Raw genomic sequence first — 20,659 nt, forward strand, 5'->3', positions numbered from 1 at the left:
CGGTCAGCCCTTCACGACCGCCGTGTCGGCGAGCCAGTTGAGGGCGGCGATGCGCTTCGCTGCATCCTCCACCACACGGCGCCTCCCCGTGCGCTCGAGCGTTTCCAGGTCGTACGACCCGGCGCCGAACGCCTCCTCGCACGCAAGCCGAAGGTCATCCTCGGCAAGCTCCATGCCGCGTGCGTCGAACAGGGCCTCCAGCGCGAAGCCCTGGCGCAGGTTCTCGCCCGACTTGATGAGCAGCTGCACGGAGAGCTCCTCCTCGTTCATGCGCTCCTGCTCGTAGTAGTCGTCGATCGTCTGGCCCTTGCCGGCCAGCTCGCGTTCGAGCGAGCGGCGCAGGCCGTCCCGCGAGGCTTGGTAGAACGCGTCGGGAATAACCCCTTGCAGGCGCTTCTCCAGCTCGATGTTCGCCAGGCGGGCATGCGCGTCGCGGTTGAGCAGCGTAGCCTCAGCCTCGAGGCCGCGGGCCACCGCAGCCCGGAACTCCGCCGCCGTGGAGGCGCCCTCTATGCTCTCGGCGACCCACGCGTCGGTGAGGGCCGGCACTTCCTTGCGCAGCTGGCCGAGAACCGTGACCGTGGCCGTGTAGCACTCCACGTCGCCGTCGCCGAGGGCTCGCGGCCGCGGTACCTCGTAGTCGAAGGTGCGCGTCTGGCCCACGTCCATGCCCACGAGCCGCTCGACGAAGGATTCGGGCATGGAGCCGTCCGCCAGCTCGAGCACCATGCTCTTGCCCGTGAGGCGCGGCACCGGCCGCCCTTCCAAGAACGTGGCCACGTCGACGCTCACGACGTCGCCGAGCACGACCGGGTGCGGGTCGGCCGGCAGGAACTCCGCGCGCGCCTCCATGAGCTCCGCGATGCGGGCATCGACCAGCTCGCCGGTCACCCGGACATCCTCCGTCTCGATCTCCACGGGGTCCGCCGACGACAGCGAAAGCGCCGGCTTCTCCACCGCGGACAGCTCGAAGGCGAAGTCCTCGCCCGCGTCCGGGTACGCCGTGGCGCGGACGCGCGGCGTGAGCGCCGGCTCGATGCCGAGCGCCGCGAGCGCCTCGCCCGCCGCTCGGTTGACCACGAAGTCGCGCCGCACCTCGCGGTAGTCCTCCGGCGGCATCGTGCGCGCGGCGGCGGCGTCCACATCGTCCCACTGCGCATCGGACGGCAGCTTGCACGCCGCGCCCGCCGCGCCGTAGAACTCCGCCAGCTGTCGGTGCACCTCGGCGGCGTCCAGCACGACGGCAACCTCCACCGCGCCGGTCGCCTCATCGTCCGCCCTCTCGAGTTTCTTGAAGTCCATGGCTCGCCTCCCGTCCTTGGCTGCGTCTCCGGCGCTACTCGGCCGCAGGGGCCTTCGGGGCCGCAGGGGCTCCCGGCGCCGCCGGGGCTTTCGGGGCAGCTGGCGCTCCGGGGGCACCTGGCGCCCCGGGCGCCCCCGGCATGCCCGCGATAGGCGGGGCGCTCGGCAGCGTCGCGCCGCACTGGTCGCAGTTCTCGTTATTGAAATCGTTGGTCGCGCCGCAGGCGGGACACGTCTTGTCCATGCTGATGGCAGCTGGTCTGAAGCACATGTGAGTCCTCTTTTCCGTTGGGGACGGGCCGTCCGCAGCCATTCGCCGCGGCGCAGGTCGCTGACCGGGACGCTCGGTCCCCGCCGCAAGCACGCTGTTTGCGGCCCGCCCGGTTGTAGTCGATCGGCGGCCGGCTACTTACCGTCCGCGCCCTTTTCAGCCTCGCGAGCAGCGAGGTCGACGGCGATCCGCTCCATCTTCTTCGGTGTCAGACGGTAGCCGAAGAAGAAGGCCGCGAACGCCACGCCGAAGCACACGGCAGGGATGAGGCAGATGATGTTCACCATGCCCTGTGCGAGCTCGGGCGACGCCTCCATGCCCGACACGAACCCGATGGCGGCCAAGCCGAAGCCTGTGAGCAGGCCGGCCACCGCGTTGGCAATCTTCGGGCACCACTGGAACGTGGACATGATGAACGCCTTGGCGGTCTTGCCGTCGCGCCACTCGCCGTAGGCGATGGCGTTGGACTGCATGCCCATCATGGTGCCGTTCATGAAGTTCATGCCGAAGTAGATGCCGCATATGCACACGATGAAGGCCATCATGCTCGACGCGCCCACGAAGAGGCACACAACGGAGAACGCGAACGACACCCCGATGCCCACCAGGTACGTGGCGCGGATGCCCACCTTGCGGGCGACGGGCTCGGACACGAACGTGGCCACGAGGCCCGTGACGTTGCACGCCGTGAGCATGACGGCCGCCATGGCCACGTCGCCGAACGCGTAGGTGAACACGTACATGGCCATGCTCTGGATGGTCATCTGCGCCACGAAGCGGATGATCTCGGCGAACAGGCCGATGACGGCCGGCAGGTTCGTGAGCCAGTACTTGAGCATCTCGCCCAGGCCCACCTTCTCGCCGGCGGCGAGGGGCGGCACCTTCTCGCCGCGCTTCTTGGCCGCAGCGCGCTCCTCGCATATCTTCTGCGTGGGATCCATGCCGTCGATACGCTTGTACATGACCACGAACATGACGATCATGATGATGCCGAACACGAGCGCCAGCACCGTGAAGCCGGCCGGCCCTGCGTTCTGGGCGTTCTCGCCGGCAGGCACGCGGTACACGAGGCCGTTGATGGCCAGGATGGCCGGCAGCGAGATGGCGGCGAACAGCACCTTCACCAGCATGTTGCCCTGCGCCTTGCGCTGCGAGAGCAGCGTGCGGTCGGCCTCGGTCCGGCTGATAACCGGCACGATGGACGTGGCGGCTATCATGAAGAAGCTGGAGAAGAACCCGCCCACGATCTGGAAGAAGATCATCCAAGCCGTCTTGGCGCCCATGTCCAGGAACACGGGATCGACGAATGTCATGAGCAGGCAGACGAACGTCGCCGGCGGCGCCACCAGAAGCCAGCTGCGGTACTGGCCGTGCTTGAGCCACACGCGCTCGATGATGATGGCGGCTATGATGACGAAGAACCACTCGCCCACACCCGTGACCGCCTTCACGGTGCCCATGACGGTGGGCTCGAGACCGCAGATCTCGGTGAGGAAATACGACCAGTAGTTGCTGTTCATCTGGTTGAACGCCGTCCAGGTGAGCATGCCGAGGCCGTATATCAGGCCGAGCGCCTGCCCAACGTTGTTCTGGATGGCCGAAACCGCCCGGTCCCCTAGCTGTGAAACCTTCTCGCTCATGCGAAACCCCCTTTGCCGTATGCCGGCCCCCGCGGCGCGCCCTCCCGGTGCACTGCGGGGGCATAATCCCCTACCAAACCGTGAACAGCGCCATGCGCGGCTTGACCGCTTTCTTGGCAAGCTCGTCCACCGGGCCGAACTCCATCGCCAGCGACTGGCAGTGGTGCACGCACGCCGGGACCTTGCCCGCCGCCACGCGCTCCGCGCACAGGTCGCAGCGCTGGGTGGGCAGTGGGACGTAGTCCCATTCCCACGCGTCGCCGTCCAGCTTCCAAGGCCCTATCTGGGCGAGCTTGATACCCCACTCGCCCTCGCCCAGGCCCTTCTCCACTTTGCACGCCATCTCGCAGGCGTGGCAGCCCGTGCAGAACTCGTAATCGATCAAAAGACCATGTTGTGCCATGCGTCCCATCTCCTTTCCTTAGTATGGCGGCGCCTACAGGTTGTGGTGCTCCGCGTACATCCTCTCGAACTCGGCCCCGTATCCCTCCGGCGCCGGGTAGACACGGCAGAGCTGGGTCTTGTACGACGAGCCGTAGCCGCTCGGGCCGAAGTCCCCCTGCACGGTGAGGCAGTTGATGTTGGACTCCCACACCCCGTAAAGCGACGGCTCCTCCTTGTCGCGCTCGGGGAACCACCAGCCGTGCTCGGCGCTCACCACGCCCTTCATGATGGTGTCGGTGACATGGGCCACCTCAATGGCCTTGCCGTGCGCGTTCTCGATGACGGCCCAGTCGCCCTCCTTGATGCCCGCCGCCTCGGCGTCGGCCGGGTTGATGGCGAACATCGGCCACTTGTGGAACTCGCGCATGGAGCGCAGCTGACGATGCTCGGAATGGAAGTACTCCCAGCAGCGGCGCCCGGTCGTGAGCACGAGCGGGTACTCGGCGAACAGCTCGGGCGTGCTCTCGGGGCTCTCGGGCGGCTCCTTGAAGTAGGGCAGCGGGTCCATGCCCACGTTGTTGTACATGTTGCAGAACAGCTCCACGCGCCCGGACAGCGTGTTGAACCCGGGGTTGCCGTCGAAGCGGAGCTTGCCCGTCTTGTACTTGTAGTACTCGAACTCGGGGTACACGATCACCTTCTCGCGCAGCTCGCTGAACGTGATATGGATGGGAACCGTGGCCATGTTGTTCGTGCAGAACTCCAGCATCTCGGGCACGTCGTCCCAATAGAACAGGTCGGGGTTCATCTTCTTGCCGAGCTCGAGCATCATCTGCTCGTCGCCCACGGCGTCGCCGGTCTGCGTGACCTTCACGATGGAGCGCAGGGGTGTGTACCAGCCGCGCACGCCGTTGCGCTCGCAGCCCATGGCCATAGGGATGAACAGGTCGCCGATGGCCATGGCGGTGGGCGTCATGAACAGGTCGCACACCACCACGTGGTCCATGTCCTTGTACACGTCGTACACGCGCCGTGCCTGGCCGGCCATGTTGGTGAACGCCGTCGTGGAGCACATGAACAGCATCTTCACCGGATACGGCACCCCCGTCTCGGCCGCGTCGAGGATGGCCTCGGGAATGGCGTGGCCGCCCTTGCCCACGGCGTTCATGAGGCCCCAGTTGCCGTCGTCGCCCAAGCGGCCCTCGCGGACGTTCGGCAGGCTCTTGGCAATGTTCTCGCGGATGTCGGACTGCACGTAGCCGAAGTTGATGCCCACGAAGCCGCCGGGGTTGTCGATGTTGCCGGTAAGCGCCTGCACGGCCACGGCCGCATGCGCCGTGCCGTTCGCCCACTTCGTCTGGTCGAAGGCCACGCCCCACTGCAGCGTGGTCACGCCGGCGGTGCCGATGAGGCGCGCTGCCTCGTAGATCTTCTCAGACTCGCACCAGCAGATCTCCGCGGCGCGTTCGGGCGTCCAATCGCTCACGCGCTCCTTGTACTCGTCGAAACCGTAGCACCAGCACTCCACGAACTCCTTGTCGTAGAGCTCCTCCTCCACCATCACGTGCCCGATGGCCAGAGCGAGTGCCGCATCGGTGCCGGGACGCACCTGCACGTAGAGCTTGGCATGCGCCGAGAGCCACGTCACCTGCGGGTCGACCACGAACAGCTCCGAGCCGCGGCGCATGCAGTCGATGATCCAGTGCCCGTAGAAGCCGTCGGCGTTGGCCCGAAGCGGGTTGTTGCCCCAGATGATGAACAGGTCGGGGCGCCGGTAGTCGGGGTGGTCGAAGCGCGCCTCGTTGAGCTGTCCGCAGTCGGCGATGAACGTGTCGCCCAAGACCGCGTTCATGCCCTGCATGCGCGGCGTGTAGCAGCAGTTGCCCGCGAGCAGGCCGCAGTTGTCATTCGGCGTGCCGAAGGCGCCCTGCCCAAGCACGTTGGACTGCCAGGTGGCGTTGCGGCCCGTGCCCGCGCCGGTGCAGATGGACTTCGCGCCGTACTTCTCGGTGGTGTCCTTCACCATCTCGACGCACAGCTCGTACGCCTCGTCCATGGTGATGCGCTCCCACTTGTCCTTGCCGCGGTCTTCGCGGGCGCGCTTCAGCGGATGGATGATGCGGTCGGGATGGTACACGGCCTCCACCATGGCCAGACAGCGCATGCACAGGCGGCCGTCCGTCACCGGCGAGTTCGGGTCGCCCTCCACCTTGACGAGCTTGCCCTCCTTGTCGGTGTAGAACAGGATGCTGCACCCCTGGTGGCAGCCGGGAGCCGACCATTGGCACGTGCGCGTGACGGTGAGGTCCCCTTCCTGGTACTGCCAATCCTTCTTGTAGATTTGAGGATCGAAGCACTCTCTCATGCAATTCTCCTTCCAGCGTTCGCTCTCGTATCACTTCACCTGCTCGCCCTGCTTCTGGGCGCGCGCCCACACGCCCAGCATGACAAGGTTGTCGTTCGACACGACGTTGTCCTCCCCCACCCGGTGGTAGGTCATGCGCGTTTGGAGCTCGGCCGGGTCGCGGAACTCGTGGCGGATGTACAGCTCGCCGTCGAGCAGGTAAGCCTCCTTGGTCTCCGGCGAATCGATCGTCGGCGCATACCGGGCGAGCAACTCCTGATCTGCCATATGAACCTTCCTTCCTCGCAACTCCCTCGGGCCGCCAACTTCCCCGAGGCCCTCCTTCATCCTTCGACCCCACCGCGTCTCGGCTCATTTGGCCCACGGCGGCTTCGATGCCGACGAGTTTCCCCGGTTGGCGGCGCCGACGCATCTGCTGCTGGGTATTAACTTGGAAACCATGCTCTGAACTGGCGGTTTGAAACTGTTCCAACGGGGTGCGATACTCTGGGTATTAGCCGCGCCCAGCACCTTTTCCCTGCCGACCCGCCCCTCTTTTGCATCGGGAGGACATCGCCTCCACCGCGACGAGCGCCGCGAAGCCGCATCCGGCCACGGCGAGTGAGCCCGCTGCCGATTCCGCACCCCACACGAGCACCTGCAGGCCGTTGATAACGAGCGGCGACAAGGTGGCGCCGAGCGAGACGAACGAGACCAGCACCGAGATGGCCATGGTCACCACGTTCTTGTCCACCGTCTTCGAGATGTAGTAGATGGTGCTGATCTGCTGGATGCCTGATCCGATGCCGAACAGCACCCCGCCCGCCATGATCACCGGAAAGCTGTAGCCGAACGCCGCCACGGCGAGCATTCCCGCGGAGAGGCACCCGAACCCGATGCACAGCGTGGAAGGGCCGAACGTCTTCGACACCTTCCCATATGCGATGCCCACAAGGAAGGACACGACGCTCACCGACGAGGCCACCACCGACACGTCGGCCGTCGTGCCCAGGCCGCGCTCCTGCACCAGCATGGCGATATTGGTGTGGAAGCCGAACAGGAACATCATGGCGAAGAAGAACAGGGCGAACAGGTAGACGGCGCGGGGCTTGAATACCTCTCCCAAACCGGCCGCACGTCCCTTCCCGCCGACGAGCCGCTTGTCCAGGCCGCCCTCGGGGAGCGCGATATGGGCTACGACGAACACGGGTATCACACCCAGGTACACGAGGAACGCGTTGCCCCAATGGGAAAGCGCCAAGAACCCCACGAGCAGGGCGACCAGCGCCTCCCCAATGAAGTTGAACGCCTGCTTGAACCCGAGGGCGCGACTGCGCTCGCCGTCGTCGTCCCAGGTCTGGCAGACGAAAGCGTTCGCCATGGGATGCAGGAGGCCCTGCCCGAGACCCACGCAGGCGCTGCACGCGAACAGGGCGAAGATGCTGGGCTCGGGCAAGACTGCGGGGATCATGCCCCCGACGAACAGCACCGCCAGCGCGAACTCCGCGATGCGCTTCTTGCGCACGTACGAGGACAAGAACCCCGATAACAGCGTTCCGGGGATGCTCACCAGGGGCGGCACCGAGAGCACCATCTGCACCATCGTGCGCGGCACGTCCGGATACGCGTCGCCCAGCACGCCGAGAATCGACGAGAACGCCGAGAACACGCTGTCGTACACCGCGAACCCGAACACGGGCACGAGCACGAGCGCGTGCTCGATCCTGAAATAGGCGAAGAACCTGCGAAACGTCTCTCTCATGGCGCCTTCCCCTTTACGCCGAGGGCCGCTTGCGTCGCCGAGTACAACGCAGCACGGGCCCTGCCGCCGGACCGACGGAGGCCGCGCCTGCGACCGCACCCCTCGCGCGCCGCAGGGCATCCGCCCGTCGCTTGGCCATAATTGCCACGGGGACGGTTTTTGTCTTGCTACTCAGAGGATTAAATCGGCTCCAGCGGCATCGAAACGAGAAAACGTACTCTCGATAGCATACCGCACGCGATAGAATACGATATATCCGAAACCTGCGGAGCAGCGCATCGGAGGGCGGGCCCTCCCAAGCCGAGCCGCGCGCCGGCTTTCGCATGGGTACGTGGAATCAGGGGGGATACGCGACCATGGCCGAAACCACCAAGGGGCATGCAAATCGCAAGGCGAACCGCTACAGCGAGCGGGAGCTGGCGGGGATCGCGGGGTTCACGCTCTTCACCGCGTCCGTGCTGCTTGCCGCCTTCAGCCCGCTGCTGGCCACGGTCGCAACCAACACGCCCGTCATGCACGGCCTCACCCACGGCACGATGTTCGCCGCCATGGCAGGCTTCTACTTCGTCGTCACGCGCTGCAAGGGTCGCAACGAGCTCGTCTCCTCCAACCGGGTGCGAACCGGCTTCCTGGCCCTGCAGCTGCTGTTGCCCGGCATCGTCCTGCTCGAGACGGTGCTCGCGTTCGCACTTCCCCTGGTACTCCAGTTCGCGCTCTGGGCCGTGTTCGGCGCCTCGGGCGCCTACTTTTCGTGCGTCTGGGCGGACGTGCGCAGCTCGCTTGGCGAGGAGCGCATCCGCGCAGCCAACCTATGGTCGTTCGGACTGGCAGGATGCATCGTGGCCGGCGTCTTGGCCATGCCCGGCCCTGCCGCCATCACGGCGTTCCTGCTGCTGTGCGCGAGCTCGTTCGCGCTTCTCGCAGCCTCACCGCCGAGCACGACCGAGCTCACGAGCGAGCGCGACGAGCGCTGGCTGGCGGAGACGAGCCGGTACAGCCCGAACGGCTCCTACATCATGCTGGTCGACGGCATGATGTGCGGCGTGATAGCAGGGCTCGTCGTCGCGCGAATCAGCAAGGGCGTCCTGCCGCCCATCACCATGGGCGCGGCGTTCGTCTGCGTCGCGCTTATTTTCCTGCTCCTGAGCCGGAAGGCGCCCCGGCTCCTTGCCATGGGAAGGGTGCAGCTCGTGCTCTTGCCCTTCCTCGTGTGCGGGCTCATCCTCTCCGGATTCCTGCAGGCGCCTTGGAACACCGTCGCCGCGCCGCCGCTCTTCGTCATCCTGTACCTGCTGGACTACACGAACGCCACGGTGCTGTCGCTGCGCGGCACGCTGCTGTCCATCTCGCCGTGCTACTGCTTCGCGAGAGGACGCTTCTTCATCGTCCTCGGCCAGGCACTCGGCTGGTTCGCCGGCGCGTTCGTGGCCACGGACTTCGGCAAGGGCTGGCTCACCGTGGCGGCCATGGTCCTCATCATGCTGGTATGCGCCTACATCGTGGTCGCCACCGTCAGGCCCGACCAGTACGCTATCGTGGCCGAGGAGCCCGAGCCCGTCGAGGCGCCTCCTGCCCCGATGTCCGAGCCCGAGACCGACCCCGAGGCGGTGGTGGAGCAGCATTACAAGCACAAATGCGCCGAGGCGACCCGCGCCTTCAACCTTACCCCACGCGAGGGAGAGATACTGTTCTACCTGGTGAAGGGGCGCAACGCGCGCCATATCGCCGACCAGCTCTACGTGGCCGAGCGCACCGTCAAGACGCACACCTACCACATCTACCAGAAGATGGGCATTCATTCGCAGCAGGAGCTCATCGACATCGTGGAGGCCCAGGAGGCCGGCGATACGGCGTGAAGCGCGCCGGCCGGCCGCGCGTCCAACGCGCCTCCCGCTCCGTCAGGCGCCCTGTGCGCCGATGAGCTGCACGAGCGACAGCGCGCCGCGCACGGCAAGCTTGCCCGCCGCTACGCCCAACACGCAGGCAACAAGGCTGCCGCCGGCGTAGAGCGCGGCCGTCGCGTACTTGCCGCCCTCGAACAGCGCGAGCGTCTCCAGCGAGAATGTGGAGAACGTGGTGAAGCCGCCGCACACGCCCGTCTTCAAGAAGAGCGCCGCCTCGGCCGACAGGGCCGACGTGGCACCCGCCACCTCGGTTATCGCGCCGATGGCCACCGCACCGGCGAAGTTCACGAGGAACGTCATAAGGGGGAAGTCCCCCTCGAAGGGCACGAGCCCCAGCAGGTAGCGCCCGACGGCGCCCAGAAACCCGCCGGCGCCCACCCAGAGCACCGCTGCCATATCCCGTCCTTTCCGACACACCCCCCGCCGGCCGCGCGGCATGAAAAAAGCCGACGACCCGCGCGCGGGCGCTCCCCCATGGGGAGTCCGTTTGCAGAAGTCATCAGCTTTACGCGGTTCAAGCCTTCGAGCGGCTTAGGGAGAACCTCATTCCCGCAGGCATTCTACCGCTTGCGGGCCCCGCCCGCAAGCGGGGCGCTCCCCTCGTTCTCGGGCACGACCTCTTCCACGAACCAGCGCGGGTCCTCGAAGAACAGGTACTTGTCGCGGCCGTGAACCGTCACCAGGTAGCGTATCCCCGTGCCGCCCACCCGGGTGGACGCGCGCCGGATGGCCTCGTGCACCCGGTCGATCTCGAACGTCCGGCCGTCGCGCCACCGGATGGACAGCGGCGTCACGCGCCCGTCCACGTCGATGTTCGCCACCACGTCCACGTATGTCTTGCGAAATCCCATGCGCCCATGCAACCATGCCCGGCACCCCGGCGCAATTGCCCGCATCGACCCGTAGCGAAACGAATGCCCGCGCGTCATGCGCGACGGCCGGTGCAAGCGCCGGCGGTACGGGGTCGGCGGCGCACCAGCGGTCACGGGGCACTCGGCGGTAAGAGCCAGGGCGGAACCGGAGGGCCCCGGCCTCCGTCTCGAATTTCTTTCCCAAGGGAAAACGCCAGCCTTCCCCCGCCTTGCGAGCAGCCTCTTCATGGTTTAATGGTTCGAACAATCGAACCGTATAAGACGCGATGGACGAAGGAGCATCGATGGACGAACGCGAATGGGCGCAGAGCAGGCAGGACCTCGCAGAGGGGTTCAAGAAGTGCCGGGGCATCATCGGGGCTCTTGGCGACGAGACGCGCCAGCAGATCATCATGGCGCTGTTGGAGGCCGAGGAGTGCGGCTTGCGCGTGGGCGAGATCACGGTGCGCACGCACCTCTCCCGCCCCGCCGTGTCGCACCACCTGAAGATCCTGCGCGACGCGAACATCATCGCCCTTCGGCGCGCGGGCACCATGAACTTCTACCACATTGCCGCCGACGACGCGCAGTGGGCGCAACTCAAGCAGCTCGTCGACCGCGTCTACGAGCTGGTACAGCAGGCCAACCTCGAAGGCTACCTGCAAGACAGCGAAGGAAAGGTGCAGCGATGACAACGAACCCGCACGAGCAGAAGGAGCGCGGCATTATGGAGAAGGTCGAAGAAGGGCCCGGCGGCGTCCGCGAAGACGAGGACATGCCCGGGAGAGCGTATGAGGACGCTGCGGCGTGCGAGGATCGCACGACCCCCTCAGGCGGCGCCCTCCCCCTCTGCACCGTCGAGGAGGCGATGGAGCGCCGCCACTCAGTGCGCAGCTTCACCGGCCAACGTATCGAGGGCCCGGTGCTCGCCGCACTGTGCGACGAGCTGGACGCCTGCAACCGCGAGGGCGGCCTGCGCATGCAGGTCGTGCTCGACGAGCCGCGGGCGTTCTCCAGCATGCTGGCACGCTACGGGAAGTTTGCCAACGTGCGCAATTACGTGGCGATCATCGGGAAAACGGCCGACGACCTGGACGGGCGCGCGGGCTACTACGGCGAGCGCCTCGTGCTCGCGGCCCAGGCGCTCGGGTTGAACACGTGCTGGGCAGCCCTCACGTTCAGCAAGCGGCAGGTCCGCCGCCTCGCCGGGCCGGAAGAGAGGCTTGTCTGCGCGCTGGCGCTCGGCTACGGCGCCACGCAGGGCAGACCGCGCAAGTCGAAGGCACCCGAGGACGTGAGCCGTGCGGCCGGGAAGCCGCCGGAATGGTTCGAACGCGGCGTGCGGGCGGCGCTGCTCGCCCCCACGGCCCTGAACCAGCAGAAGTTCCGCTTCGAGCTGCTGCCCGACGGCAAGACGGTGCGCGCCCAAACCCTCTCCGGCGCCTACACCGCCGTGGACCTGGGCATCGCAAAATACCACTTCGAGGTGGGCGCCGGCACGGAGAGCTTCGCCTGGGTGTGACAGGGGGACGGGGCGAGACAGGGGGACGGGGATAATGTCTCATTCCAATACGTCTGCCGAAGCCTTGCCGCATCGCGGAATGAGACATTATCCCCGTCCCCCTGTCACGCCCCCCTGTTACGCCCCCTGTCACGCCCTCGAATCTGCTAGATGCTCAAGTCGCGCCGGTCGAACACCGCAACTGCCGCAGCGAACAGCGCCACCGCGCTCGCGGCCAGCGCAATCGCGCCGCCGACTGCCGACGCGTCGCCTGCGGCCAAGCCGTAATAGTCGAACAGCGTCAAGGGGTTGACGTTCTCCAGGAGCTCGAACTTGTCGCCCACCTTCGACACCATCTGCATGAGGAAGAACAGGATGCAAAGGCCGCCGCCCGCCCACAAAGCCGCCGTGGCGTTCGAAAACAGGCAGGCCGACAGGAAGCACAGGCCCGCGATAGCCAGCCACAGCGCAAACAACCCCGCGTTCACCTGCAACAACGCCTGCATGTCCAGCTCGCCGGGAAACAGAGTCTCGGCGAATCCCACCTCGAGCGCCGTAACCGCCACCATGAGGGCGGCAAGGATAGCCACCATCACGCCGATCATCGTGCATGCGATGCGCGTGCGACCGTTCGGCGTTGCCAGCAGGTACGCCATCGCGCCGCGATCGAGGTAGCGCACCATCAGCTTGTTCACCATGATCAGGATCAGCACGAGGATGAAGATAGTCAGCAGGAACCCGTACAGGTAGTTCAGCATGAAGTCGATAAGGGTGGTGGCCTGCGTCGACATGCCGAATGCGGCGAACACCTCGGGCATGCTCTGCATCATGAGATCGAGGCTCTCGCCCAGCTCGGGATCGAACATGCTCACGATCATGCCGATGTACATAGCCAGCACCGCGGCGATGATGCCGCTGACGAACAGGTTGGCGCGCAGCTCCTTCGCGAACAGCGTCTTATTCATGGGAGCCTCCTTTCAACCCCGACCTGCGGTTCGACGCGTCGCCGAAGGTGCCGTACAGGTGCATGAACAGCTCTTCGAGCGTCTGCTCGCGCACGGTGAGATCGACGATCTCGTTCGCGGCCAGGTCCTTCACGAACGCGTCGAGGTTGCCGGACACGGCCGTTTCCACGCTGGTCGTCCCCTGTTTCTGCACGCTGACACCGGTATCGCGGTGGGCCGCCGCGTAGCGGTCGCGCGCGGCCTCGTCGGCGAACGTGACGACGAACATGCGCTTGCGCGACTTCCGCACGTCGTCCATGCGCTCTACGGCGGCCAGCTTGCCCCCGCGGATGAACGCCACCCGATCGCACGTGCGCTCAACCTCCTCGAACAGGTGCGACGACAGCAAGATGGTGGTGCCGCGGCGCTTCTCTTCCAGCACGAGGTCGATGAAGCGGCTCTGCATGAGGGGGTCGAGGCCGCTCGTGGGCTCGTCGAGCAGGACGATGTCGGGCGAGGCCATGAACGCGCAGACCAGTCCCACTTTCTGCTTCGTGCCCTTCGACATCTTGCGAATGCGCCGCGCGGGGTCCAGCTCGAAGTACTCGATCAGCTGTTCCATGCGCGTGCGGTCGCGCAGCTTCTTCATGCGCGCCATGAATTCCAGGAACGCCGTGCCGGTCATCTCGTCCATGCAGGCGATTTCGCCGGGCAGGTAGCCCAGGTGCTCCTGGATGCGGGCGCGCTGGCTGAAGCAGTTCAGGCCGTTGATGTTCACGGTTCCCTCATCAGGGCGGATGAAGCCCATGAGGTTGCGCATGGTCACCGTCTTGCCGGCGCCGTTCGGTCCCAAAAAGCCGAACACCTCGCCCCGCTCCACGGCAAACGACACGCCGAACACGCCGCGTCCGCTTCCGTAATCTTTCTTGAGCCCCTCGATCGCAATCGCGGGGCCGATTGTTGCGCTCATCGGTATTCCTCCTTGTACGAATAGGCTTTCAGCATGTCGCACCAGCGGTACATCTCGTCCAGCATCGCATCCATGTCGAGGCGCTGATGCAGGGCGCGCTGCTGGTGCAGGTAGCCGTCAGCCAGCCAAATCAGCAGGTCGAGCACGTACTTCGGGTCGATGTCGTCGCGGAACCGGTCAAACCGCACGCATCTGAAGTACGTGGAGAACATCAGATCGATTTGCCTCTGCGTCCAGCTGTCCATCGTGTCCTTGATGTCTTTGTGCTCCGGGTAGAAGGCCCGGACGGAGAACTCCAGCAGGTAGGGGAAACGCGAAAGCACCTTGCGCTTGGTTTCAGCTGCGTACACGAGCAGATCGAAGAAATCGTCGATCTCGTAGAATCCGTCGTCCACCACCAGATCGGACACCTTCTCCATGAGGTGCTCCATGAGGTAGAGGTACAGCTCCTTCTTGTTCTTGAAGTAGAAGAACAGAAGGCCCTTCGAGATGCCAGCGCGCCGTGCGATGTCCTCGGTCGAAGCGCTTTTGTAGTCGCATCGACCGAACGTTTCCACGGCGGCGTTGACGATAGCCTCGCGTCGCTGTTCGGGGAGGCTCTCGAACTTGCTGAAGTCCGCATGCCCCCTATCGTCCGTTGCGCTCATTGCCGCCGCCTCCCTTCCTGCCGCTCTGCGGCCGTTGACCGCTCGGTCAACGGATTGGAGATCATGCTACCCCGTTGACTATTTTTTAGAAGGGGTCGAGGAGGGTTTTTTCATTGGGAGAGCCGCCAAGCCCGTAGCGCGCCGGGCCCGCATGCGAGGCCGGCGCCCCCGAGCCATGTCTGCCTCGCATGCGAGGCAGACGGGCAAGACCGACGCGCAAGGCCGGCATGTCACGCTGCGCCCACCAGCGCGCGCTGCCGCCCTCCCCTGCGACCGGCTGAAACGGGGGGGGGGGCACCCCCAGCCCCCTTCCCCCTCCTGCTCACTCCCGCCCGCTCCTCCGGCGACAGCCGGCCCGGTCCCCTCCTCGCCCGTCTGCTATCATGGACCCGCATCGCGCGACACGCCCTCCCGCCGACGACAGGAGACGCCATGGCCCGCTCTTCGAACCTCCCCGAACCCACCGCATCCGCCGCTCCCGTCCGTGCGCTCGGAGCGCGCCGCCTGCTGCTGGCGCTCGCCGTCGTCCTGGCGCTCTACGCCGTCGACCTGGCGTGCGCGACCACCGTGCCCGCCTCGGCCCACGCGTTCGCCGTGAACGTGGCCGTGCCGTTCGACCTCATGGTGTGCGTGCCCGCCGCGTTCTACCTGCTGGTGGTGCGCCGCCGCGGCCTCACGCCCCTGGCCGTGCTGCCGGTGGTGTGGGCGGGGTACCTCGCGGCGTCCCAGCTGGTCGCGCCGGGGCTGCTCTCGCCGCTGGCGGTCTCCGCGGCGGCGGGGTCGGCCGGCACGTTCTCGCTGCTGCCGCCCCTGTTCGCCGCCGCCCTCGCGCTCGACGCCGCCGTGATCGCCTGCGAGGCGCGCCGCCTCGTGCGCGCCTTCCGCGCCGCACGAGGCGCCTCCACGCGCCCGTACGACTGGTTCGCCGAGGCGTTCAAGGTCCTCGCGCCGGGTGGGCGCGCGGCGCATCTGGCAGGCATCGAAGGTGCCACCTGGTACTACGCCCTGTTCTCGTGGCGCGCCCGCCCCGACGCGCCCGTCGGCCGACACGCGTTCAGCTACCATAGGGAAAGCGGCTTCCTGGCGCTCGTGGGCGTGATCGCGGCGCTGCTGCCCGTGGAAGCGTTCGCCGTGCACCTGCTGGTGGCGCAGTGGAGCACGATCGCGGCCTGCCTGCTCACCGCCACCTCCTTGTACGCCCTTCTGTGGCTCGTGGCCGCCGCGCGCGCCAGCGTGCTGAACCCGCTGCTCGTGGACGACGAGACGCTCACCGTGCGCTGGGCCGCCTTCGTCTGCGAGGACGTGCCGCTGCACCTCGTGACCGGCGTGGGTGCCGCCGCGCCCGACGTCCCCAAGCGCGAGCGCCTCGACCTGGTCGTCATGGGCGCCCCGCCCTGCTGGATCGAGCTCTCCGAGCCCCTGGAGGTCCGCACGTTCGCCGGAACGCGCCGCCCGGTGCGCGCCATCAACGTGTCGCCCGACAACGCCGCCGCCTTCAAGCGCCTGGTGGGAGCGCGCCTGCGCTAACGGCAGCGCAGGCGCATCGCAGGCCGCGACGAAATGGCCTCGATCCGGGCATCGCCGCGACCCGGCATCGCCCGCCCGAGCCGGACCGGCCAAGCGAGCCACGCCCGGGCCGACCGCAACCGTGCAAGCCGTACCCGGGCAGACCGCAGCCACCCGCACCCCTCGAGCCGCACGGCGACGAAAAAGGCCGGGGGCTGTGCCCTCCGGCCTGCTGTTTCCTGGAGCCAGTGACAGGACTCGAACCTGCAACCCACAGTTTACAAAACTGTTGCGCTACCATTGCGCCACACTGGCATAAGAATTGTCGTGCCTGCGTATTGTACGACATCCTGCCCGTTTCGGGAAGAAGCGTCCCCCCATCTTGACAACGAATATCCGTTCGCCCATACTAAGCGAACAGATATTCTCGCGAACACTTGATCTGGCGAACGGGCGTGCGTATGGAACTGATCGACAAACTGGAGATACTTGCCGATGCGGCGAAATACGACGTGGCCTGCACTTCCTCGGGCATCGACCGCGACGCCCAGAAGGGGAAGCTGGGCAACACGATGGCGGCGGGATGCTGCCACAGCTTCGCGGCGGACGGGCGCTGCATCACGCTCTTGAAGGTGCTCATGACCAACGTGTGCGTCTACGACTGCGCCTACTGCGTGAACCGCTGCTCCAACGAGGTGAGGCGCGCCGCCTTCACGCCGCAGGAGCTGGCCGACCTCACCATAGCATTCTACCGTCGCAATTACATCGAGGGGCTGTTCTTAAGCTCGGGCGTCATCAAGAGCCCCGACTACACCACCGAGCTCATGATCCAGACGCTGTCGCTCCTGCGGGGCGAGCACGGCTTCCGCGGCTACATCCACGCCAAGGCCGTGCCCGGCACCTCACCCGAGCTCGTGGACGAGCTGGGACATCTGGCCGACCGCATGAGCGTGAACATGGAGCTGCCCTCGCAGCAGAGCCTGGCCCTGCTCGCCCCCGAGAAGAACAAGCAGCAGATCATCGCCCCCATGCGCCAGATCCGCGACAACATCGCCGTGGACAAGGACACCCGCGCGCTCGTGCGCAAGAACACGACCTACATGAAGGCGGTCAAGCCGAAGAAGAAGGAGCGGGCCTTCGTGCCCGCCGGCCAGTCCACGCAGATGATCGTGGGGGCCACGCCCGAGAGCGACTTCCAGATACTCAACCTCTCGGCCGCGCTCTACCGCACGCTCTCGCTCAAGCGCGTGTTCTTCAGCGCCTACACGCCCGTGAACGACGACGCGCGCCTGCCCGGCACCGACGCCCTGCAGCTCAACCGCGAGCACCGGCTCTACCAGGCAGACTGGCTCCTGCGCTTCTACCGCTTCGACGTCACCGAGATCATCGACGAGGAGCACCCGTTCCTGGACCCCGAGGTCGACCCGAAGGCGAACTGGGCCCTCAACAACCTGGACTTCTTCCCCGTGGAGGTGAACAAGGCGCCGCTCGAGGCACTGCTGCGCGTACCCGGCATCGGCGTGAAGGGCGCGCACTCCATCATGCGCGCCCGGCACTCCACCACGCTCGGCGAGCGCGAGCTGCGCAAGCTGGGCATCGCCTACAAGCGGGCGCGCTTCTTCATCACCTGCAACGGCAGCTACGCCGGCCAGGGAACGGACTTCTCTCGAGAGGGCCTGCGGGCGCATTTAGCCGCAACGCCGAAGGGCGGTGGCCACGGCCGTCGCGCAGACAAGGCCATCCCCGGCCAGCTGAGCCTGTTCGAGAGCGTGGAAACGCCCGAGAAGGCCCGCATCGCGCAGGGCGCGGGTGTCGATCCCCGCGGGCACCTGGGCGCGAGGGCCGGCGAGCGCCTGGGAACGGCGCCTGCCGGACAGCACGACAACGCGGCGAACGGGCAGCGCCGCGGGAATGCCGACGGCGCGTTTGGCTGGCAGCACGCCCTCGAGCAACCCGAGGCGGCCTGCGCATGAGCACCGACCACAGAACCGGCTTCGAACGGCCCTCGGGAGCTGCGGCGGCCGAGGCCGGTTCCGGCCGCTCGGCCGCCCCGGACAAGGGGGCGCGCAACCGTTCGGCCGCTTTGGCTGCGACGGGAGCGGGACGGGAGCCCGCCGCAGCCGGCGATGCCCCCCATGGGCCGGCAACGCCGGAAGAGCCGCTCGCCAACGTGGCCTACGCCTACGACGGGACGCTGGAAGGCCTGCTGTCGGCCGTGTTCGAGGCGTACGTGCGCCGCGAGGACCCGCAGGACGTCACGGCGCAGGCCGCGCTCCAGCCACGCCTCGGGCAGACGGTGCGCTTCGTGGAGACGGACATGGAGCGCGCCGTGCGCGTCCAGCGCGGCATCAAGCGCGTCTGCGGCCACGCCGCCTACGACGCCGTCATGCGCGCCTCGCTCTCGGACGACCCGAGTGCCGGCACCGTCGTCTACCGCTTCGTGCGCTACGCCATGGCGGCCAAGCGCCCGCACGACTGCACGGGATGCCGCCGGCGCGGATCGTGCAGCGGCCCCATGGCCTCGTCGCAGCCGACCGATTCCCTCGGCTGCTCGGGAAAGGCGCGCGGCAGCGTGCTGAACGACCTCGCCCACCCTGCCGTGGAGCCCCTGCACCGCCTCGTGCGCTCCGTGGGCAACGAGCGCCACCACATGGTGCAGTTCCTGCGCTTCGAGCACCTGGAGAACGGCGTGTGGCTCGCGCGCTGCAACCCGAAGGCCTCGGTGGTGCCGCTGCTCATGGACTGGTTCGCCGGCCGCTTCAACACGCAGCCCTTCATCATCTACGACGAGGTGCACCACCTGGCAGGCGTCTACGAGGGGCGCGACTGGTACCTCGTGCGCACCGACGAGCTGGACGTGCCCGACCGCGCCGCGGAGGAGAACCTCATGCAGGCAGCTTGGAAGCGCTTCTACCGCACCGTCGCCGTGGAGGCCCGCTACAACCCGGAGCTCCGCCGCCAGTTCATGCCCAAGCGCCTCTGGAAGAACATCCTGGAGATGCACGAGGATCTCCCCGGTACCGAGCTGGCCCGCACCGCCTCCCTGCGAACCGAGCGCCTCTGGCGCGGTTGAGGGAGAGGCGGTTCGCGAGTTTCCCCAGAACCCGCGAACCGCTATCATGAGACCCGACGAGAGAACCGCACGGGAGGCGTTTTAAAAGCTCCGAGGCCCAAGCCCGCCAGGGGCCGCCCCGTAGGGCAAGGGCCCTGCCCTTGCCGCAACCTGCGGGACGGTCCCGATCATCGGCAAGGGCAAGGCCCTTGCCCTACGTTCAGCCCGGCAGGGCGACAAGGCGGAGCTTTTGACACAACCTCGAGAAGGAGGGAACATGGAAACGGCAAAGGTGTACTTCACAGACTTCCGCACGCAGGCGTTCGGCGACGGGCTGCCCACGAAGCTGAAGAAGCTCGTCCGCCGTGCGGGCATAGCCGACCTGGACCTCGACGGCAAGTTCGTGGCCATCAAGCTGCACTTCGGCGAGCTGGGCAACGTGAGCTACCTGCGCCCGAACTACGCACGCGCCCTCGTGGACGTGGTGAAGGAGCTCGGCGGCAAGCCGTTCCTCACCGACTGCAACACCATGTACCCCGGCAGCCGCAAGAACGCCCTCGAGCACCTGGAATGCGCATGGGAGAACGGCTTCACGCCGCTCACGGCGGGCTGCCCCATCCTCATCGGCGACGGCCTGAAGGGCACCGACGACGTGGAGGTGCCGGTGGCAGGCGGCGAGTACGTGAAGGCGGCGAAGATCGGCCGCGCCGTCATGGACGCCGACGTGTTCGTGAGCCTCACGCACTTCAAGGGCCACGAGCTCACCGGGTTCGGCGGCGCCATCAAGAACATCGGCATGGGCTGCGGCTCGCGCGCCGGCAAGACCGAGCAGCACAGCAACGGCCAGCCCGACATCGACGGGGAGAAGTGCCGCGGCTGCAAGAAGTGCCTGCCCGAATGCGCGAACGGCGGCCTCGTGTTCGACGAGGCCGCCCGGAAGATGGGCGTGGACAAGGAACGTTGCGTAGGGTGCGGGCGCTGCCTGGGCGCCTGCAACTTCGACGCCATCGACTTCGCGCAGGACGCCGCCAACGCCGACCTCAACCGCCGCATGGCCGAGTACGCGAAGGCCGTCGTGGACGGCCGGCCGCAGCTCCACGTTTCGCTCGTGGTGGACGTGTCGCCCCATTGCGACTGCCACGCCGAGAACGACGCCCCCATCCTGCCGAACCTGGGAATGTTCGCCTCCATGGACCCGCTCGCCCTCGACCAGGCCTGCGTCGACGCCTGTCTGGCCGCCTCCCCCCTCCCCGGCAGCAAGCTCTCGGACAACCTGGCCACGCCCGGCTTCGAGCCCTCGGGCGACCATTTCGCCAACTCCACCCCCGAGTCGGAATGGCGCACCTGCCTAGAGCACGCCGAGAAGATCGGCCTGGGAACGCGGAAGTACGAGCTGGTGAGGATGTGAGATAGGGGCTATTTCACCCGCTGCCTCCGCATGTCTTCGGCCCCTCCCAAGGGCGGCCGAAGACATGCGAAAACGAACATCTTCGGCCGCGCCATTCGCACGCCACGTCCTTGTCGAACCGGCGCGATGGCGTCGGCGGAGCGCACGTTCCCCGCGCGCCTTGTTGTGGCCGT

At 66.9% G+C, this 20,659-nt stretch carries 19 protein-coding genes, 1 tRNA gene and 1 riboswitch; of the genes, 7 read left to right on the forward strand and 13 right to left on the reverse strand.

All coding sequences use genetic code 11. The features are described from left to right. Positions 1-3: 3 nt before the first annotated feature. The 7 genes from LB310_RS10585 to LB310_RS10615 all read right to left on the reverse strand — a co-directional run bounded on the left by LB310_RS10585 (position 4) and on the right by LB310_RS10615 (position 7,703). Positions 4-1,302 (reverse strand): trigger factor, encoded by a 1,299-nt coding sequence (locus LB310_RS10585; protein WP_278806918.1) that lies wholly within the window; start codon positions 1,300-1,302, stop codon positions 4-6. A 34-nt stretch (positions 1,303-1,336) separates the two neighbouring features. Further along, positions 1,337-1,573: a hypothetical protein gene (locus tag LB310_RS10590; RefSeq protein ID WP_087191973.1), complete on the reverse strand. Its 237-nt coding sequence runs from the start codon at positions 1,571-1,573 to the stop codon at positions 1,337-1,339. Between the two features lie 134 nt (positions 1,574-1,707). Then, complete coding sequence (locus LB310_RS10595) at positions 1,708-3,213, reverse strand: MFS transporter (protein WP_114568423.1); 1,506 nt, start codon at positions 3,211-3,213, stop codon at positions 1,708-1,710. Between the two features lie 70 nt (positions 3,214-3,283). Then, complete coding sequence (locus LB310_RS10600) at positions 3,284-3,616, reverse strand: 4Fe-4S binding protein (RefSeq protein WP_114568556.1); 333 nt, start codon at positions 3,614-3,616, stop codon at positions 3,284-3,286. 33 nt (positions 3,617-3,649) lie between these two features. Then, a complete protein-coding gene (locus tag LB310_RS10605) occupies positions 3,650-5,962 on the reverse strand; it encodes a molybdopterin-dependent oxidoreductase (RefSeq protein ID WP_278806920.1) in 2,313 nt (770 codons plus the stop codon). Between the two features lie 30 nt (positions 5,963-5,992). After that, on the reverse strand, positions 5,993-6,229 hold the full coding sequence (locus tag LB310_RS10610) for a hypothetical protein (RefSeq protein ID WP_087191976.1): 237 nt from the start codon (positions 6,227-6,229) through the stop codon (positions 5,993-5,995). A 226-nt stretch (positions 6,230-6,455) separates the two neighbouring features. Next, on the reverse strand, positions 6,456-7,703 hold the full coding sequence (locus LB310_RS10615; protein WP_301155056.1) for an MFS transporter: 1,248 nt from the start codon (positions 7,701-7,703) through the stop codon (positions 6,456-6,458). A 356-nt stretch (positions 7,704-8,059) separates the two neighbouring features. On the opposite strand from LB310_RS10615, the gene LB310_RS10620 reads away from it, so the two are divergent. Next, on the forward strand, positions 8,060-9,559 hold the full coding sequence (locus tag LB310_RS10620; protein ID WP_143412777.1) for a response regulator transcription factor: 1,500 nt from the start codon (positions 8,060-8,062) through the stop codon (positions 9,557-9,559). A 42-nt stretch (positions 9,560-9,601) separates the two neighbouring features. Here LB310_RS10620 and crcB read toward each other — a convergent pair whose 3' ends face one another. Then, entirely contained in the window at positions 9,602-10,003 is a 402-nt protein-coding gene (gene crcB / locus LB310_RS10625) for a fluoride efflux transporter CrcB (protein ID WP_114568427.1), read from the reverse strand. 87 nt (positions 10,004-10,090) lie between these two features. After that, a riboswitch (Fluoride riboswitch) is annotated at positions 10,091-10,167 on the reverse strand. Further along, positions 10,168-10,458, reverse strand: coding sequence for a hypothetical protein (locus LB310_RS10630; protein ID WP_181813784.1), 291 nt, complete (start codon positions 10,456-10,458; stop codon positions 10,168-10,170). A gap of 305 nt (positions 10,459-10,763) precedes the next feature. Here LB310_RS10630 and LB310_RS10635 point away from each other — a divergent pair, with 305 nt between their 5' ends. Together LB310_RS10635 and LB310_RS10640 are read left to right on the forward strand one after the other, a co-directional pair. Continuing rightward, positions 10,764-11,150 carry a helix-turn-helix transcriptional regulator gene (locus LB310_RS10635; protein ID WP_114568429.1) on the forward strand — a complete coding sequence of 129 codons (387 nt, stop codon included), beginning with the start codon at positions 10,764-10,766 and terminating at the stop codon, positions 11,148-11,150. Further along, positions 11,147-11,980, forward strand: a complete 834-nt coding sequence (locus LB310_RS10640) for a nitroreductase family protein (RefSeq protein WP_301155057.1) — start codon at positions 11,147-11,149, stop codon at positions 11,978-11,980. Before LB310_RS10635 ends, LB310_RS10640 begins: the two co-directional genes overlap by 4 nt. A gap of 146 nt (positions 11,981-12,126) precedes the next feature. Here LB310_RS10640 and LB310_RS10645 read toward each other — a convergent pair whose 3' ends face one another. From LB310_RS10645 to LB310_RS10655, 3 genes are read right to left on the reverse strand one after another with little or no spacing between them, the layout of a single operon-like run. Next, positions 12,127-12,924, reverse strand: a complete 798-nt coding sequence (locus tag LB310_RS10645; protein ID WP_278806926.1) for an ABC transporter permease subunit — start codon at positions 12,922-12,924, stop codon at positions 12,127-12,129. Next, positions 12,917-13,873: an ABC transporter ATP-binding protein gene (locus LB310_RS10650; protein ID WP_227155017.1), complete on the reverse strand. Its 957-nt coding sequence runs from the start codon at positions 13,871-13,873 to the stop codon at positions 12,917-12,919. Before LB310_RS10650 ends, LB310_RS10645 begins: the two co-directional genes overlap by 8 nt. Next, positions 13,870-14,520 carry a TetR/AcrR family transcriptional regulator gene (locus tag LB310_RS10655; RefSeq protein ID WP_087191985.1) on the reverse strand — a complete coding sequence of 217 codons (651 nt, stop codon included), beginning with the start codon at positions 14,518-14,520 and terminating at the stop codon, positions 13,870-13,872. The genes LB310_RS10650 and LB310_RS10655 overlap by 4 nt, the downstream gene beginning before the upstream one ends. Before the next feature lie 432 nt (positions 14,521-14,952). Here LB310_RS10655 and LB310_RS10660 point away from each other — a divergent pair, with 432 nt between their 5' ends. After that, positions 14,953-16,047: a hypothetical protein gene (locus LB310_RS10660; RefSeq protein WP_301155058.1), complete on the forward strand. Its 1,095-nt coding sequence runs from the start codon at positions 14,953-14,955 to the stop codon at positions 16,045-16,047. A 219-nt stretch (positions 16,048-16,266) separates the two neighbouring features. On the opposite strand, the gene LB310_RS10665 is transcribed toward LB310_RS10660, so the two are convergent. Then, a tRNA-Thr gene (locus LB310_RS10665) sits at positions 16,267-16,341 on the reverse strand. A 146-nt stretch (positions 16,342-16,487) separates the two neighbouring features. Between LB310_RS10665 and LB310_RS10670 the strand changes: the two genes are divergently transcribed. The 3 genes from LB310_RS10670 to LB310_RS10680 all read left to right on the forward strand — a co-directional run bounded on the left by LB310_RS10670 (position 16,488) and on the right by LB310_RS10680 (position 20,486). Further along, positions 16,488-17,999: a putative DNA modification/repair radical SAM protein gene (locus LB310_RS10670; RefSeq protein WP_278806927.1), complete on the forward strand. Its 1,512-nt coding sequence runs from the start codon at positions 16,488-16,490 to the stop codon at positions 17,997-17,999. Continuing rightward, complete coding sequence (locus LB310_RS10675; RefSeq protein ID WP_278806928.1) at positions 17,996-19,099, forward strand: TIGR03915 family putative DNA repair protein; 1,104 nt, start codon at positions 17,996-17,998, stop codon at positions 19,097-19,099. The genes LB310_RS10670 and LB310_RS10675 overlap by 4 nt, the downstream gene beginning before the upstream one ends. Before the next feature lie 256 nt (positions 19,100-19,355). Then, a complete protein-coding gene (locus tag LB310_RS10680) occupies positions 19,356-20,486 on the forward strand; it encodes a DUF362 domain-containing protein (protein WP_278806930.1) in 1,131 nt (376 codons plus the stop codon). Positions 20,487-20,659 lie beyond the last annotated feature (173 nt).

Source organism: Gordonibacter sp. RACS_AR49, assembly GCF_030418435.1.
GTDB lineage: Bacteria > Actinomycetota > Coriobacteriia > Coriobacteriales > Eggerthellaceae > Gordonibacter > Gordonibacter urolithinfaciens.

Coding starts and splice junctions, on each gene's coding strand:
- LB310_RS10655 (WP_087191985.1), bottom strand. CDS start 14,520: ATGAGCGCAACGGACGATAGGGGGCATGCGGACTTCAGCAAGTTCGAG.
- LB310_RS10615 (WP_301155056.1), bottom strand. CDS start 7,703: ATGAGAGAGACGTTTCGCAGGTTCTTCGCCTATTTCAGGATCGAGCAC.
- LB310_RS10620 (WP_143412777.1), top strand. CDS start 8,060: ATGGCCGAAACCACCAAGGGGCATGCAAATCGCAAGGCGAACCGCTAC.
- LB310_RS10680 (WP_278806930.1), top strand. CDS start 19,356: ATGGAAACGGCAAAGGTGTACTTCACAGACTTCCGCACGCAGGCGTTC.
- LB310_RS10675 (WP_278806928.1), top strand. CDS start 17,996: ATGAGCACCGACCACAGAACCGGCTTCGAACGGCCCTCGGGAGCTGCG.
- LB310_RS10600 (WP_114568556.1), bottom strand. CDS start 3,616: ATGGCACAACATGGTCTTTTGATCGATTACGAGTTCTGCACGGGCTGC.
- LB310_RS10595 (WP_114568423.1), bottom strand. CDS start 3,213: ATGAGCGAGAAGGTTTCACAGCTAGGGGACCGGGCGGTTTCGGCCATC.
- LB310_RS10650 (WP_227155017.1), bottom strand. CDS start 13,873: ATGAGCGCAACAATCGGCCCCGCGATTGCGATCGAGGGGCTCAAGAAA.
- LB310_RS10645 (WP_278806926.1), bottom strand. CDS start 12,924: ATGAATAAGACGCTGTTCGCGAAGGAGCTGCGCGCCAACCTGTTCGTC.
- LB310_RS10630 (WP_181813784.1), bottom strand. CDS start 10,458: ATGGGATTTCGCAAGACATACGTGGACGTGGTGGCGAACATCGACGTG.
- LB310_RS10640 (WP_301155057.1), top strand. CDS start 11,147: ATGACAACGAACCCGCACGAGCAGAAGGAGCGCGGCATTATGGAGAAG.
- LB310_RS10605 (WP_278806920.1), bottom strand. CDS start 5,962: ATGAGAGAGTGCTTCGATCCTCAAATCTACAAGAAGGATTGGCAGTAC.
- LB310_RS10590 (WP_087191973.1), bottom strand. CDS start 1,573: ATGTGCTTCAGACCAGCTGCCATCAGCATGGACAAGACGTGTCCCGCC.
- LB310_RS10585 (WP_278806918.1), bottom strand. CDS start 1,302: ATGGACTTCAAGAAACTCGAGAGGGCGGACGATGAGGCGACCGGCGCG.
- LB310_RS10660 (WP_301155058.1), top strand. CDS start 14,953: ATGGCCCGCTCTTCGAACCTCCCCGAACCCACCGCATCCGCCGCTCCC.
- LB310_RS10610 (WP_087191976.1), bottom strand. CDS start 6,229: ATGGCAGATCAGGAGTTGCTCGCCCGGTATGCGCCGACGATCGATTCG.
- LB310_RS10635 (WP_114568429.1), top strand. CDS start 10,764: ATGGACGAACGCGAATGGGCGCAGAGCAGGCAGGACCTCGCAGAGGGG.
- crcB (WP_114568427.1), bottom strand. CDS start 10,003: ATGGCAGCGGTGCTCTGGGTGGGCGCCGGCGGGTTTCTGGGCGCCGTC.
- LB310_RS10670 (WP_278806927.1), top strand. CDS start 16,488: ATGGAACTGATCGACAAACTGGAGATACTTGCCGATGCGGCGAAATAC.